Annotated in this window: 13 protein-coding genes and 1 pseudogene; 11 read left to right on the top strand and 3 right to left on the bottom strand. The window is 72.5% G+C overall.

Annotated features, from left to right (window positions below):
* Window positions 1-52 precede the first annotated feature (52 nt).
* A complete protein-coding gene (locus ACGF13_RS32930) occupies window positions 53-760 on the bottom strand; it encodes a peptidylprolyl isomerase (RefSeq protein WP_392882310.1) in 708 nt (235 codons plus the stop codon).
* Window positions 761-844: 84 nt separating this feature from the next.
* Window positions 845-1,495 carry a TetR/AcrR family transcriptional regulator gene (locus tag ACGF13_RS32925; RefSeq protein ID WP_392882308.1) on the bottom strand — a complete coding sequence of 217 codons (651 nt, stop codon included), beginning with the start codon at window positions 1,493-1,495 and terminating at the stop codon, window positions 845-847.
* Window positions 1,496-1,589: 94 nt separating this feature from the next.
* On the opposite strand from ACGF13_RS32925, the gene ACGF13_RS32920 reads away from it, so the two are divergent.
* The gene (locus tag ACGF13_RS32920; RefSeq protein WP_392882305.1) at window positions 1,590-2,255 is read left to right on the top strand and encodes a CatB-related O-acetyltransferase; all 666 of its coding nucleotides are present in this window, start codon (window positions 1,590-1,592) and stop codon (window positions 2,253-2,255) included.
* A gap of 176 nt (window positions 2,256-2,431) precedes the next feature.
* On the top strand, window positions 2,432-3,430 hold the full coding sequence (locus tag ACGF13_RS32915; protein WP_392882302.1) for a DMT family transporter: 999 nt from the start codon (window positions 2,432-2,434) through the stop codon (window positions 3,428-3,430).
* Window positions 3,431-3,443: 13 nt separating this feature from the next.
* On the opposite strand, the gene ACGF13_RS32910 is transcribed toward ACGF13_RS32915, so the two are convergent.
* On the bottom strand, window positions 3,444-4,019 hold the full coding sequence (locus ACGF13_RS32910) for a hypothetical protein (RefSeq protein ID WP_392882300.1): 576 nt from the start codon (window positions 4,017-4,019) through the stop codon (window positions 3,444-3,446).
* Window positions 4,020-4,222: 203 nt separating this feature from the next.
* On the opposite strand from ACGF13_RS32910, the gene ACGF13_RS32905 reads away from it, so the two are divergent.
* The 9 genes and pseudogenes from ACGF13_RS32905 to ACGF13_RS32865 all read left to right on the top strand — a co-directional run.
* Complete coding sequence (locus ACGF13_RS32905; RefSeq protein ID WP_392882298.1) at window positions 4,223-5,302, top strand: sensor histidine kinase; 1,080 nt, start codon at window positions 4,223-4,225, stop codon at window positions 5,300-5,302.
* A gap of 58 nt (window positions 5,303-5,360) precedes the next feature.
* On the top strand, window positions 5,361-6,059 hold the full coding sequence (locus tag ACGF13_RS32900) for a response regulator (protein ID WP_392882296.1): 699 nt from the start codon (window positions 5,361-5,363) through the stop codon (window positions 6,057-6,059).
* 582 nt (window positions 6,060-6,641) lie between these two features.
* Window positions 6,642-7,001 (top strand): NADH-quinone oxidoreductase subunit A, encoded by a 360-nt coding sequence (locus ACGF13_RS32895; protein WP_030060100.1) that lies wholly within the window; start codon window positions 6,642-6,644, stop codon window positions 6,999-7,001.
* 128 nt (window positions 7,002-7,129) lie between these two features.
* Window positions 7,130-7,684, top strand: coding sequence for an NADH-quinone oxidoreductase subunit B family protein (locus ACGF13_RS32890; protein ID WP_355265622.1), 555 nt, complete (start codon window positions 7,130-7,132; stop codon window positions 7,682-7,684).
* A complete protein-coding gene (locus ACGF13_RS32885; protein WP_392882293.1) occupies window positions 7,681-8,394 on the top strand; it encodes an NADH-quinone oxidoreductase subunit C in 714 nt (237 codons plus the stop codon). The genes ACGF13_RS32890 and ACGF13_RS32885 overlap by 4 nt, the downstream gene beginning before the upstream one ends.
* Complete coding sequence (locus tag ACGF13_RS32880; RefSeq protein WP_392882290.1) at window positions 8,394-9,734, top strand: NADH-quinone oxidoreductase subunit D; 1,341 nt, start codon at window positions 8,394-8,396, stop codon at window positions 9,732-9,734. Before ACGF13_RS32885 ends, ACGF13_RS32880 begins: the two co-directional genes overlap by 1 nt.
* Window positions 9,735-9,751: 17 nt before the next feature.
* Window positions 9,752-10,591: an NADH-quinone oxidoreductase subunit NuoE gene (nuoE, locus tag ACGF13_RS32875; protein WP_392882685.1), complete on the top strand. Its 840-nt coding sequence runs from the start codon at window positions 9,752-9,754 to the stop codon at window positions 10,589-10,591.
* Complete coding sequence (gene nuoF / locus ACGF13_RS32870) at window positions 10,591-11,952, top strand: NADH-quinone oxidoreductase subunit NuoF (RefSeq protein WP_392882288.1); 1,362 nt, start codon at window positions 10,591-10,593, stop codon at window positions 11,950-11,952. The genes nuoE and nuoF overlap by 1 nt, the downstream gene beginning before the upstream one ends.
* Window positions 11,949-14,426 (top strand): annotated as a pseudogene (locus ACGF13_RS32865) (NADH-quinone oxidoreductase subunit G); the annotation flags it as partial. The gene nuoF and the pseudogene ACGF13_RS32865, both read left to right, overlap by 4 nt.
* Window positions 14,427-14,556: the final 130 nt, after the last annotated feature.

Here is a 14,556-nt window from a genome sequence, read left to right as displayed (position 1 = left end):
GAGCGGGGGCGGGCGGACATGGGCGGGCGGCAGGACGGGTGGCGGGTGCCGATCAGTGGGTGCTGATCTTCACGTTGCGGATGTTCACGGGGAGGTTGGGGAAGCCGTCGCCCGGGTTGTTCTGGTCGTCCTCGCCGCCGGCGGCGATCTTCTGGAGGACGTCCAGGCCGGCGGTGATCCGGCCGAACGGGGTGTAGGCGGGGGAGAGCTTGGTGTCCTTCCAGACGAAGAAGAACTGGCTGCCGTTGGTGTTCGGGCCGGCGTTGGCCATGGCCACGGTGCCGGCCGGGTAGGTGGCGCCGGTCAGGTTCTCGTCCGGGAACGAGTAGCCAGGACCGCCGCTGCCGGTGCCGGTCGGGTCGCCGCACTGGAGGACGTAGATCCGCTGGGTGGTGAGGCGGTGGCAGTGGCTGCGGTCGAAGTAGTCGTGCTCGGCGAGGAACCGGAACGAGAAGGTGGTGCAGGGCGCCTTGTCCGTCAGGGCCTCGAAGGTGATCTGGCCCTGGGTGGTCCGCAGTGTCGCGCGGTAGGGCTTCGCCGCCTTCTTGGCGTCGAACACCGGGATGCCCTTGAAGTTGTCCGCCGGGATGGCCGGTGTGTAGGTGCAGCCCGCGGCGGGGGCGGCGGCCACGGGGGCGTCCGCGATGGCGGTGCCGGTGCTCGCCACGAGCGGGAGGACGGTGGCGGCGGCGACCAGCGCCCAGCGCTTGCGGTTCACGTGACGGGCCTTCCGGGGGGTGGTGGACGGCGGGGTTGTCATGGGTGCATCATCCACGGCCGGGCGGGGATGCGGTAGGGGGTGGGGCGGCCGTGGTTCCCCGGGCGGCAGAAGCGTGAGGGCTCGTCAGTTCACCTCCGGGGCGGTCGTGGTGGGTGCGAAGAGTCCGGCGCGGGCGGCCAGGGCGGCGGCGTCGGCGGCCCGCTCGGCGGTGCGGGCGTCGAGCGGCTCGCCGGAGACGAACAGCCGGTAGTAGAGCGGTGCGGTGGCGGCCCGGACCACCTCGGCGCCATCCGTTCCGGCGGGCAGTTCGCCCCGGGCGACGGCCCGTTCGGCCACCTCGGCGGCCTGGCGGTGGCGGGCCGCGAAGAAGGCGCGCAGGGCGGCCGCGCCGACGTCCGAGCGCTGGGCCGCGGAGATCAGCGCGGTGGGCGTGGGGCTGAGCTCCGGGTCGGTGAAGACGCTGAACACCTCCTGGGTGATCCGCCGGAGGTCCTCCTGGAGATCTCCGGCGTCGGGCAGGGGCCAGGGTTGATCGGCGGAGGCGGTCAGGGCGTCGGCAACCAGGCCGTCGACCCCGCCCCAGCGCCGGTAGAGGGTCGCCTTGTGGATGCCGGAGCGGGTGGCGACCGCCTCGACGGTGAGGCCGTCGTACCCCTTGGCCGTCACCTCGGCGAGCGTGGCGGCGACCACCTCCGCCCGGACCCGGGCGCTGCGGCCGCCGGGGCGCGGGGTGGGGGTGCGGGGCTCCGGCTCGGGGTGGGCTGCTTCAGTCAAAGTCGACTCCAGTCGCGTTAAAGCTTGCCGTGGGGTGGAGGCCATGCGATGCTTATCGTAATGCGACTTGTGTCGCATTACGAGAGGAGCCTGCGTGTCCGCCACCGCCATTCCCGACCCCACCGCCCTCCACCCGCTCGCCGGTCACGACCGGGTCGTCCTTCTGCGCCCGCTCGTCACCGACCCGCGGATCGAGGTCGGCGAGTACACCTACTTCGACGACCCCGATGGAGCCACCCGCTTCGAGGAGCGCAATGTCCTCTACGCGTACGGCCCCGAGCGGCTGGTGATCGGCAAGTACTGCGCGATCGCCACCGGCACCCGGTTCCTGATGGCCGGCGCCGCTCATCCGACCGTCGGAGTCTCCACCTTCCCCTTCACCATGTTCGGCGGCAGCTGGACGGAGCGGACCCTCGACATCGTCGCGGGCCTGCCCAGCCGGGGCGACACCGTGATCGGCAACGACGTCTGGTTCGGCCACGGGGCCACCGTCCTGCCCGGCGTCCGGATCGGCGACGGCGCGATCATCGCGGCCGGAGCGATGGTCACCTCCGACGTCGAGCCGTACACCGTCGTCGGCGGCAATCCGGCCCGCCCGATCCGCCGCCGCTTCGACGAGGCCGACATCGCGCGCCTTCTCCGTGCGGCCTGGTGGGACTGGCCGACCGAGCTGGTCACCGAACACGTCCGCGCGATCATGTCCGGCACCCCGGCCGACATCGAGGCGATCGCCGCGGCGAACGGTCTGCTCGCCGTCTGATCCACCCGCGCCCCCGAAGGGCATTGATCACCGGCGGCCCGGTGCGCGAAGATGGCGCACCCTTGCTCCGTGCTCCACCCCGTCCACCGCCGGGCCTTTCGCCCGGCTCCTGGGTCCGTCCGACGCCGTACGGTACTCGCGCCTGCCGGTTCCGTCCGTTCGGAGGGTTCTTTCGCATGCCAGCCTCCTTGTCCGACCTGCCCAAGAGGTCGTCCTCGTCGGTCCTTCGTGATCTTCCGGTCCTGCTCGTGGCCGTGGTGTGGGGGTCGAGCTTCCTCGCCGTCCAGCGGGTGGCCGAGCCGGGGACGGTCGTGGCGATGCTCGTGCTGCGGTTCGGGCTGGTGCTGCCACTGCTCGGGGCCGTCGCCTGGCGCGCCCTGCGGAGGCTGAGCCGCGCCGAGTGGTTCGGCGGCGCCGCGCTGGGGCTGGTGCTCAGCGGGATCTTCCTGCTGGAGACCTACGGAGCCGTGCACACCTCTGCGACCAACGCCGGGCTGATCATCAGCCTCGCGATGGTGCTGACCCCGCTCGGCGAGAGCGCCCTCGGCCGGACCGCGCCACCGAAGGCCTTCCTCGCGGCCGCCGGACTGGCCGTCCTCGGCGTCGCCCTGCTCACCGGCGACGGCGGGCTGCGCCCTCCCGCGCTCGGCGACCTGCTGGTGCTGGGCGCCGCCCTCGTCCGGACCGCGTACGTCCTCGCGATGGCCCGCACCCGGGCCGTCCGCGACACCGACATGCTCGCCATCACCTGGGTCCAACTCGCCGTGGCCGCCGGGGTGTTCGCCGTCGTCGCGCTCCTGGCGGGGCCCGCGCCCTGGACGGTCGCGCGCTTGTACGGGGCCGACCAGTGGGCCTGGCTGCTGCATCTGTCCTTGTTCTGCACCCTGTTCGCCTTCTTCGTCCAGATGTGGGCCGTGCGGGCCACCTCGCCCTCCCGCGTCAGCCTGCTGCTCGGCACCGAGCCGCTGTGGGCCGCCGTCTTCGGCATCACCGTGGCCGGGAACCGGATGGGCCCGCTCGCCCTGCTCGGCGGGGCCCTGGTGCTGGTCGCGACCGAGTGGGGCCGACGCACCGCGCCCGCGCCCGCGCCCGAACCCGTGCCCGGCCCGGCCGGGGGCGAGGGCCCGAACGAGACCGATGCGACGGGGCCGAGCCCGGAGCCGACTCCGGTGTGACCGGCCGCCCTCGTCACCGGCGCCGCCGCAGCGTCCGGCGGGCGTAGTCGAGCGTGACCGCGCAGAGCAGCGGGCCCCAGGCGACCAGGGGCAGGTAGGCGAGCGTCATCACGACGGCGGCGAAGCCCTGCGGCGAGTCGGGGTCGGCCAGGTTGTGGGCCCAGCCGCCGAACAGCCCCTCCATGCCGAGGAACGTGAGCACCACCGAGCCCAGCAGCGCCGGGACGATCGCGGCGAGCGGCCGGACCCGGCGGCCGCCTATCAGCGGGAGCCACCGGGGCGCCACCAGCCCCCAGGGCCGGACCAGGCCCAGCGTCAGGAAGGCCAGCGACTCGGCCAGGGCGCTCAGGGCCACGCAGTAGACCGTGCCCCAGCCCGGCTGGTGTTCGGCGTAGGCCGCGGCCGTCGCGCCGGTGAAGCCGAGCGGGGCGCCGAACCCGAAGGCGATCCGCCACAGCCCCGAGGGGACGGTGGTGAGGACGGCGGCCTTGGCGGCGAGCCGGGCCCAGCGCGGCGCGGGCGGGACGTCCGGGGCGGTGGCGCCGGCCCGGTGGGTGGTGGCGCGGGCATTGATCACGAGCTTCGACACGGTGGTGGCCTCCTCTCGGCTCCGGCCTCCGTGGCCGGTGCGATGACTCAAGACTGGAGGCCCGGCGGGGGTTCGCGGCAGATGCCGATCGGGCTGTTCCTCCTGCTCAACCAGCCTTTGAAATATGCCGATCGGCACAGGCGCGCCGCCTGGGTGGCGTCGTAGTGTGACGGCAGTCGAAGAGTCGGGGAGAGGTGGTGACGATGACTCAGATCCTGTCCGGGATCGTCCTGGTCCTGGTGCCGCCGGCCTGGGCGGCGCGGCGGCGGTACGGGCCGGTGGCCGTGACGCTGGCGCTCGGGGCGGCGTCGGTCGTGGTCACGGTCGCCGTCTGGCTCCTTGGCCGCTGGGCGGAGGGGCAGCGCTGGGCCGGGCTGGCGGGCCTGGCCGAGCTGGCCGTCCTGCTGCTGGCCGTGGTCGTCAGCCTGCGCGCCGAGGACGGCCCGCGGTGTGCGGCGGCGGCCTGGACGGCATGCGGAGCGGTCGCCCTCTGGCCGTCCCGGTTCGCGTTCGTAGAGGGGCCCGCGGACACGCTCACGCTCTTCGGGTTCGGGTCGATGCTCTCCCTGCCGGCCGTGCTGGTCGGGCTCTACCTGCGGGGCCTGGACGAGGGGCGCAGGAAGGCGGTGGCCGAGGCCAGGCGGGCACAGCGACTCGAACTGGCCCACGACCTGCACGACTTCGTGGCGCACGACGTCAGCGGCATGGTCGCCCAGGCCCAGGCGGGGGCCTATCTGGCGGGGATCGATCCGGCCCGGGCGGCCGAGATGTTCCAGCGAATAGAGCAGGCCGGGCAGCGGGCGCTGGCCTCGCTGGACCGGACCGTGCAACTGCTGCGCAGCGAGGAGGGCGGCGGCCGCGGCCCGCAGCCCGGGCTCGCCGAACTCCTCGGGGTGGCCGAGCGGTTCACCGCGACCGGCGGCGCCGAAGTCCGGTTGGAGCTGCCGGAGGAGTCGGTTCCACGCGAGGTGGAGGGCACCGTCCACCGGATTGTGGTCGAGTCCCTGACCAATGTCCGGCGGCACGCTCCGGCCGCGCGCGTGGTCGAGATCCGGGCCCGCCGCTGCGGTGGCCGGCTGGAGCTGACGGTGACCAACGACGGTCGGGCACCGGGCCCGGCGGGGCGGTCTCGCCGGGGCGGCGGCAGCGGACTGCCGGGGCTGGCGGCCAGGGTGGAGGCCCTCGGTGGTTCGCTGGAGGCCGGCCCGTACGAGCGGGAGGCCTGGCAGGTGAGGGCGGTGCTGCCGCTGGAGGAGGCCGGCGCGGGGCCGGCGGGATCGTAGCGGCCGCCAGCGGATCGCCAGCGGATCGCCGGCGGATCGGTGACGGGGAGGTACGGGGATGGGTAGTGGCAAAGGGCCGGTTCGGGTCCTGATCGCGGACGACCAGGCGGACGTTCGCAGTGCGTTCCGGATGATCCTGGACGTCCAGCCGGACATGGTGGTGGTGGCGGAGGCGGCGGACGGTGCCGCAGCCGTGCAGGAGGCAAGGCGGCTGCGGCCGGATGTGGTGCTCGCGGACATCCGGATGCCGAAGCTCGACGGGCTGGAGGTCACACGCCAGTTGGCCGACCAGTGCAAGGTGATCGTGGTGACCACCTTCGACCTGGACGAGTACGTGCACACGGCACTGCGGCACGGAGCGGCGGGGTTCCTGCTGAAGCGCTCGGGGCCGGTGCTGCTGATCGAGGCGGTTCGGGCGGCGATGGCCGGGGACGCGTTGATCAGCCCGCAGATCACCGTACGGCTCCTGCGCCACATGGCCATCCCCGGCATGGAGCCGAAGCCCGGGCCGGGCGTCACGTCGGCTGCCGCTGCGGCGCAACCGACAGCCGGGCCGACGGAGGAACTGACCGCGAGAGAAAGGGAGATCGCCGAGCTGGTGGCAGACGGCGCGACCAACGCCGAGATCGGCGCCGGGCTGTTCATCTCACCTGGAACGGTGAAGAACCACCTCGCCAACGTCCAGCGCAAGATCGGAGCCCGTAACCGGGTGGGCATCGCGGCCTGGATCTGGGAGCAGACGGCCGGCCACCAGTAACCGACCGACCCCTGGCCCGGAGCGCGGCCCCGGGCACCCGGCCCCGGCCTGGAGCGCGGCCCCGGGCACCCTGCCCCCGGCCTGGAGCGCGGGCCCGGGCGCCCGGCGCCTGGCCCACTGCGACCAGCACCGGTGCACCGCCGAAGACCGCCTCGAGCGCTTGTGAACGAAGGGTCAAGCGAGCGTTCGGCCCCCCGCCACCCCTGCGAGTGAGCCGCTATAACACGTCAACATGACGCCCGGAAATTTGCTCCAGGCGACGCATAGTTGATATAGGAACACGCCCCTGACCAGCCGCTTCACGAGCAAATGCGACAGCTTGTGATCATTCGACTGCTTTGCGTCGACAAATTTGGGCATGTTCGTATTCGACCCCATTCGCATGGTGTCGTAGATCACAAAGAAGACGGTGAACTGCGTGTCGCAGATCACAAGCCGACGGGCATAGGATGCGCTCGTTCCAGGCTTTGTGAACTGCCTCACATGAGGTGGATCTCGGGAACCGGAACGCGGGTTCACCTCAGCGTGACCCGCCGGTTCCGATCTGCAGTCAAGGACGACTGGACGGAGGGAGCGGGGGCTATGAATGCCTACGCGCCGATCCTCGTACTCGGTGCCATCGCGGCGGCGTTCGCGGTCGGCTCCGTCGTGATGGCCTCACTCACCGGCCCCAAGCGCTACAACCGGGCCAAGTTGGAGGCGTACGAGTGCGGCATCGAGCCGACCCCGCAGCCCGTGGGCGGCGGTCGGTTCCCGATCAAGTACTACCTGACGGCGATGCTCTTCATCGTCTTCGACATCGAGATCGTCTTCCTCTACCCCTGGGCGGTGACCTTCGACGCCCTGGGGATCTTCGGGCTGGTCGAGATGCTCCTGTTCATCGCCACCGTCTTCGTCGCGTACGCCTACGTGTGGCGGCGCGGCGGCCTGGAGTGGGACTGAGCGCGGGGCGGTCCGAGCGCGGGGTGGCAACTCCACCCGTCCGCCGGCTGCGCGCCCGCTTGTGAACGAGCGGACAAGCCAGAACCGGCCCACGTATCAGAGGACTTGAGGGCATTGAGAGGGATCTGATGGGAATCGAGGAGAAGCTGCCGAGCGGCTTTCTGCTCACGACCGTGGAGACGGCCGCCGGCTGGGTGCGCAAGGCGTCACTCTTTCCGGCCACCTTCGGTCTGGCCTGCTGCGCGATCGAGATGATGACCACCGGGGCGGGCCGCTACGACCTGGCCCGGTTCGGCATGGAGGTCTTCCGGGGCTCCCCCCGGCAGGCCGACCTGATGATCGTGGCGGGCCGGGTGAGCCAGAAGATGGCCCCGGTGCTGCGCCAGGTGTACGACCAGATGCCCAATCCCAAGTGGGTCATCTCGATGGGCGTCTGCGCCTCGTCCGGTGGGATGTTCAACAACTACGCGATCGTCCAGGGCGTCGACCACATCGTCCCGGTGGACATCTACCTGCCCGGTTGTCCGCCCCGTCCGGAGATGCTGATGGACGCGATCCTGAAGCTGCACGACAAGATCCAGCACGAGCCGCTGGGCGTGAACAAGCGCCGGGCCGAGGAGCTCGGTGAGGCGCTCGCCCTGAAGGCCACCCCGATCAGCGAGATGCGGGGGCAGCTGCGATGAACGACCAGGTACCCGAGACCCGCCGCGAGCAGCCGGTCCGCGAGATCCCGGTCGAGGTGGTCGGCCGCCGCCAGGGCATGTTCGGCGCCAAGGACAGCGGCGACACCTCCGGCTTCGGCGGCCTGGCCGCCCCGATCGTGCTGCCCGGTCCGAGCGAACGCCCGTACGGCGGCTGGTTCGACGAGGTGGCCGACGAGCTGGAGGGCGCCCTGGAGGAGCAGGGCCTGGACCCGGTCGAGGTGATCGGGAAGACCGTGGTCGACCGCGGCGAGATCACCTTCCACGTCGACCGCGACCACCTGTTGAGGACGGTCCGGATCCTGCGCGACGACCCGGCGCTGCGCTTCGAACTGTGCCTGGGAGTGAGCGGCGTTCACTACCCCGGCGACAAGGGGCGCGAGCTGCACGCGGTCTACCACCTGCGCTCGATCACCCACGGCCGGCTGATCCGGTTGGAGGTCACCGCGCCGGACGCCGACCCGCGCATCCCCTCCGTGGTGAGTGTCTACCCGACCAACGACTGGCACGAGCGCGAGGCCTACGACTTCTTCGGCCTGGTCTTCGAGGGCCACCCGGCGCTCACCCGGATCATGATGCCGGACGACTGGCTGGGCCACCCGCAGCGCAAGGACTACCCGCTCGGCGGCATCCCCGTCGAGTACAAGGGCGCCCAGATCCCGGCTCCCGACCAGCGGAGGTCGTACAGCTGATGAACACCCAGCACTTTGGAGAGACCGAGGAAGCGGACGCCCGCGAGACCACCGAGGGCCGGGTCTTCACCGTCACCGGCGGCGACTGGGGCGAGGTGGTCGAGGCGGTCGGCCGGGCCGACGACGAGCGCATCATCGTCAACATGGGCCCCCAGCACCCGTCCACCCACGGCGTGCTGCGGCTGATCCTGGAGATCGACGGCGAGACGGTGAAGGAGGCCCGCTGCGGCATCGGCTACCTCCACACCGGCATCGAGAAGAACATGGAGTTCCGCAGCTGGGTCCAGGGCACCACCTTCGTGACCCGTATGGACTACCTGACCCCGCTGTTCAACGAGACCGCCTACTGCCTGGCGGTCGAGAAGCTGCTCGGCATCACCGGCGACGTCCCGGACCGCGCCAGCGTCATCCGGGTGATGATGATGGAGCTCAACCGGATCGCCTCGCACCTGGTCTGCCTGGCCACCGGCGGCATGGAGATCGGCTCCACCACGCTGATGATCTACGGCTTCCGGGACCGCGAGCTGATCCTGGACGTCTTCGAGCTGGTCACCGGCCTGCGCATGAACCACGCGTACGTGCGCCCCGGCGGCCTCGCCCAGGACCTGCCGCCCGGCGCCGTCGACCAGATCCGCGAGGCGGTCAAGGTCTTCCGCTCCCGGATGCACGAGTACGACAAGCTCGCCACCGGCAACCCGGTGTTCAAGGCCCGCCTGGTCGACGTCGGCTTCCTGGACCTGCCGGGCTGCCTGGCCCTCGGCGCCACCGGCCCGATCCTGCGCGCCACCGGCCTGCCGCACGACCTGCGCAAGACCGACCCGTACTGCGGTTACGAGGACTACGACTTCGAGGTCGCGATCGCCGACAGCGCCGACTCCTACGGTCGCTTCCTGATCCGCCTGGAGGAGATGAAGCAGTCGCTGCGGATCGTCGAGCAGTGCCTGGACCGGCTGCGGCCGGGCCCGGTCATGGTGGCCGACAAGAAGATCGCCTGGCCGGCCCAACTGGCCGTCGGCCCGGACGGGATGGGCAACTCCCTCGACCACATCCGCAAGATCATGGGCACCTCGATGGAGGCCCTGATCCACCACTTCAAGCTGGTCACCGAGGGCTTCCGGGTCCCGGTCGGCCAGGCGTACGCGGCGGTCGAGTCGCCCAAGGGCGAGCTGGGCGTGCACGTGGTCAGCGACGGCGGGACGCGCCCGTACCGGGTCCACTTCCGGGATCCGTCGTTCACCAATCTGCAGACGATGGCGGCGATGTGCGAGGGCGGCCAGGTGGCCGACGTGATCGTCGCGGTGGCCGGGATCGACCCGGTGATGGGAGGCGTGGACCGGTGACCAACGTCGAACTGGGACTGCCGGCGCTGCCGGCCGCACCGTACCCCGAGGAGGTGCACGCCCGGCTGGCCGCCGACGCCGCCGAGCTGATCGCCCGCTACCCGCAGCCCCGTTCGGCGCTGCTGCCGCTGCTGCACCTGGTGCAGGCCGAGGAGGGCTTCGTCAGCCCGACCGGGATCCGCTTCTGCGCCGAGCAGCTGGACCTCACCACCGCCGAGGTCACCGCGGTCGCGACCTTCTACACCATGTACCGGCGCCGCCCGGCCGGGAAGTACCACGTGGGGGTCTGCACCAACACCCTGTGCGCGGTGCTCGGCGGCGACCAGATCTTCGCCGAGCTCCAGGAGCACCTGGGCATCCGCAACAACGAGACCACCGAGGACGGCGAGCTCTCGATCGAGCACATCGAGTGCAACGCGGCCTGCGACTACGCGCCCGTGGTGATGGTCAACTGGGAGTTCTTCGACAACCAGACGCCGGAGAGCGCCCGGCAGCTGGTCGACGACCTGCGCGCCGGCCGCGAGGTCAGGCCCACCCGCGGCGCCAGGCTGTGCGGCTTCAAGGAGACCGCCCGGATCCTGGCCGGCTTCCCCGACGAGCGCCCGGGCGCCAACGACGAGTCCGGCGCCGGCGGCGCGCCCTCCCTGGCCGGCCTGCGGCTGGCCCGCGGCGAGGCCCTGCCCGGCACCCCCGGCACCAAGGTGGTCTCCCCCCGCCCCGAGTCCCCCCGCCGGGCAGCCAACGGCCGGCCCGCCAACGGCCAACCGGGTAACGGCCAGCCCGCCGACGGTCAGCCCGCCAACGGCCAACCGGGCAGCGGCCAGGCGACCAACGGCCAGGAAGGGAGCGAGGCGTGATGACCTCCGCCGAGCCGGCCGAGAAGATGCTCACCCCGGTCCTGTCCGACTCCTGGGACGACAGCCGCCCCTGGACGCTCGACACCTACCGCCGCCACCACGGCTACGAGGGCCTCAAGGCGGCCCTCGCCATGCCGCCGGACGACGTGATCGCCCTGGTCAAGGACGCCGGCCTGCGCGGCCGCGGCGGCGCAGGCTTCCCCACCGGCATGAAGTGGCAGTTCATCCCGCAGAACGACGGCAAGCCGCACTACCTGGTGGTCAACGCCGACGAGTCCGAGCCGGGCACCTGCAAGGACATCCCGCTGCTGTTCGCCAACCCGCACGCGCTGATCGAGGGCATGATCATCGCCTCCTACGCGATCCGCTGCGACCACGCCTTCATCTACCTGCGCGGCGAGGTCGTCCCGGTGCTGCGCCGGCTGCACGCGGCCGTCGCCGAGGCGTACGGGGCGGGGCTGCTGGGCCGGAACATCCTCGGCTCCGGCACCGACCTCGACATCACCGTGCACGCCGGCGCCGGCGCCTACATCTGCGGTGAGGAGACGGCGCTGCTGGACTCCCTGGAGGGCCGCCGCGGCCAGCCCAGGCTGCGGCCCCCGTTCCCGGCGATCGCCGGCCTGTACGCCTGCCCGACGGTGGTCAACAACGTCGAGTCGATCGCCTCGGTGCCGCCGATCCTGTCCCGCGGCAAGGAGTGGTTCAAGGCGCTGGGCACCGAGAAGTCCCCCGGCTTCACGCTCTACTCGCTCTCCGGCCACGTCACCAACCCCGGCCAGTACGAGGCCCCGCTCGGCATCACGCTGCGCCAGCTGCTCGACCTCAGCGGCGGCATCCGCGCCGGGCACCGCCTGAAGTTCTGGACCCCGGGCGGTTCCTCCACCCCGATGTTCACCGACGAGCACCTCGACGTCCCGCTGGACTACGAGGGCGTCGGGGCGGCCGGCTCGATGCTCGGTACCAAGGCGCTCCAGGTCTTCGACGAGACCACCTGCGTGGTGCGGGCGGTCACCCGCTGGACGGAGTTCTACGCCCACGAGTCCTGCGGCAAGTGCACCCCCTGCCGCGAGGGCACCTACTGGCTGGTCCAGCTGCTCAAGCGGATCGAGGCGGGCGAGGGCGTCGACGGGGACCTGGAGAAGCTCCTCGACATCGCCGACAACATCAACGGCAAGTCCTTCTGCGCGCTGGGCGACGGCGCGGCCAGCCCGATCGTCTCCTCGCTCCAGCACTTCCGGGCCGAGTACGAGCAGCACCTGGCCGAGCGCCGCTGCCCGTTCGACCCGGCCGCCTCCACCGTCTGGGCCGACGGCCCCCGCCCCGGCCACCAGTCCGCCACCGAAAGGGAGGTGCACGCGTGACGATCACAGAGCCAACCGCCTCCGAGACCGCGGTCGAACTGGTCACGCTCACCATCGACGGCGTCGAAGTGCGGGTCCCCAAGGGAACGTTGGTGATCCGGGCCGCCGAGACCATCGGCACCCAGATCCCGCGCTTCTGCGACCACCCGCTGCTCGACCCGGCCGGTGCCTGCCGCCAGTGCATCGTCGAGATCGAGGGCCAGCGCAAGCCGGTCGCCTCCTGCACCATCCCGGTGGCCGAGGGCATGGTGGTGCGCACCCAGCTCAGCTCGCCGGTGGCCGAGAAGGCCCAGCGCGGCGTGATGGAGCTGCTGCTGATCAACCACCCCCTGGACTGCCCGGTCTGCGACAAGGGCGGCGAGTGCCCGCTGCAGAACCAGGCGATGACCAGCGGCGCCGCCGACTCCCGCTTCGAGGGGATGAAGCGCACCTACGAGAAGCCGGTGCCGATCAGCAGCCAGGTGCTGCTGGACCGCGAGCGCTGCGTGCTGTGCGCGCGCTGCACCCGCTTCTCGCAGCAGATCGCCGGGGACCCGTTCATCGACCTGGTGGAGCGCGGGGCGCTGCAGCAGGTCGGCACCGGCGAGGGCGACGACTTCGAGTCGTACTTCTCCGGGAACACCATCCAGATCTGCCCGGTGGGCGCGCTGACCTCGGCGGCGTACCGGTTCCGCTCGCGCCCCTTCGACCTGGTCTCCTCGCCGAGCGTGTGCGAGCACTGCGCCTCGGGCTGCGCGCAGCGCACCGACCACCGGCGCGGCAAGGTGCTGCGCCGGCTGGCGGGCGAGGACCCGGCGGTGAACGAGGAGTGGAACTGCGACAAGGGCCGCTTCGCCTTCCGCTACGCCCAGCAGCGCGACCGGCTGACCACCCCGCTGGTGCGGGTGGACGGCGAACTGGTGCCGGCCTCCTGGCCGGAGGCGCTGGCCCGGGCGGCCGAGGGGCTGCGCGGGGTCCGGGCCGGGGTGCTGGCCGGCGGCCGGGTGACGGTCGAGGACGCCTACGCGTACGGGAAGTTCGCGCGGGTGGCCCTGGGCACCAACGACGTGGACTTCCGGGCCCGCCCGCACAGCGGTGAGGAGGCGGAGTTCCTGGCCGCCGCGGTGGCCGGGCGGGGCGTCGACCTGGACGGCACCGGGCCGGCCTACGAGGACCTCGACCGGGCGCCGACGGTGCTGCTGGCGGGTTTCGAGCCGGAGGAGGAGTCGCCGATCGTCTTCCTGCGGCTGCGCAAGGCGACCCGGGCGACGGGCCTGAAGGTGTTCTCGGTGGCCGCGTTCGGCTCCCGGGGCCTGGCCAAGCTGCGCGGCGCGCTGCTGCCCGCGGCCCCCGGCACCGAGCCGGAGTGGTTCGCGGCGCTGGCGGCGGACGAGCCGCTGAACGACGAGGCGGGCCGGGCGGCCGAACTGCTGCGCACCCCGGGTGCGGTGATCCTGGCGGGCGAGCGGCTGGCCGCCGTCCCGGGCGCGCTGACCGCGGTGCTGAGGCTGGCGCACGCGACCGGCGCGAAGCTCGCCTGGGTGCCGCGCCGGGCCGGTGAGCGCGGGGCCGTCGAGGCGGGTGCGCTGCCGGGCCTGCTGCCCGGCGGCCGTCCGGTGGCGGACGCGGCGGCCCGGGCGGAGGCGGCCGCGGTGTGGGGCGGGGCCGAGCCGCCGTCCCGGCCGGGCCGGGACACCGACGGGATCCTGGCGGCGGCCGTGGCCGGCGAGTTGGAGGCGCTGGTGGTCGGCGGGGTGGACCCGGACGACCTGCCGGATCCGGCGCTGGCCGACGAGGCGTTGGCGGCGGTGCCGTTCCTGGTGTCGCTGGAGCTGCGGCCCTCGGCGGTGACGGCGCGCGCCGACGTGGTGCTGCCGGTGGCGGCGGTGGCGGAGAAGGCCGGCACCTTCCTGGACTGGGAGGGCCGGGTGCGGATGTTCGAGTCCGCGCTCAAGCCGGACCAGCAGATGGGCCGGCACCTCCAGTCGGATCTGCGGGTGCTGAGCATGCTGGCCGACGCCCTGGGCCACCGGCTGGGCCTGCCGGACGTCCGGGCGGCCCGGCTGGAGCTGGACCGTTTCACCCCCTGGGAGGGCGGCCGCGCGGCCGACCCGGCGGCGCACCCGGGCGTGCTGCCCCGGCCGGCCGCCGGCCAGGCGGTGCTGGCGGGTTGGCGCCTGCTGCTGGACAACGGCGTGCTGCAGCAGGGGGACCCGCACCTGGCGGGCACCCGGCACCGGGCGGTGGTCCGGATCTCGGCGGAGACGGCCAAGGAGGTCGGCGCCGAGGCGGCCGCCGCGCTGCGGCTGACCGGCCCGGCCGGATCGCTGACCCTGCCGCTGGAGGTCACCGACTCGATCCCGGACCGCACGGTCTGGATCCCGCTCGACTCCACCCCGGGCGGCGCCCACCGCGCGCTCGGCACCACCGTCGGCCACCTGGTCACGATCACCGCGGCCGAACTCGACTCCGAACCCGAACCCGAACCGGAGACCGAACCCGCCGAACCCGCGGCCGAGACCGAGACCGAACCCGATCCCGAGCCGACGACACAGGCCCGGGCGGCACAGGCCAGGGCGACACAGGCCAAGGCGGCGAAGGCCCAGGAGACCGCGGACCACACCG

The sequence above is a fragment of the Kitasatospora sp. NPDC048286 genome, assembly GCF_043201735.1.
Lineage (GTDB): Bacteria > Actinomycetota > Actinomycetes > Streptomycetales > Streptomycetaceae > Kitasatospora.
Note: the sequence above shows the minus strand (reverse complement) of the source record. Positions and strands in the feature narration are given on the sequence as shown.

Coding starts and splice junctions, on each gene's coding strand:
- ACGF13_RS32930 (WP_392882310.1), bottom strand. CDS start 760: ATGACAACCCCGCCGTCCACCACCCCCCGGAAGGCCCGTCACGTGAAC.
- ACGF13_RS32915 (WP_392882302.1), top strand. CDS start 2,432: ATGCCAGCCTCCTTGTCCGACCTGCCCAAGAGGTCGTCCTCGTCGGTC.
- ACGF13_RS32905 (WP_392882298.1), top strand. CDS start 4,223: ATGACTCAGATCCTGTCCGGGATCGTCCTGGTCCTGGTGCCGCCGGCC.
- ACGF13_RS32900 (WP_392882296.1), top strand. CDS start 5,361: ATGGGTAGTGGCAAAGGGCCGGTTCGGGTCCTGATCGCGGACGACCAG.
- ACGF13_RS32895 (WP_030060100.1), top strand. CDS start 6,642: ATGAATGCCTACGCGCCGATCCTCGTACTCGGTGCCATCGCGGCGGCG.
- ACGF13_RS32890 (WP_355265622.1), top strand. CDS start 7,130: ATGGGAATCGAGGAGAAGCTGCCGAGCGGCTTTCTGCTCACGACCGTG.
- ACGF13_RS32885 (WP_392882293.1), top strand. CDS start 7,681: ATGAACGACCAGGTACCCGAGACCCGCCGCGAGCAGCCGGTCCGCGAG.
- ACGF13_RS32880 (WP_392882290.1), top strand. CDS start 8,394: ATGAACACCCAGCACTTTGGAGAGACCGAGGAAGCGGACGCCCGCGAG.
- nuoF (WP_392882288.1), top strand. CDS start 10,591: ATGACCTCCGCCGAGCCGGCCGAGAAGATGCTCACCCCGGTCCTGTCC.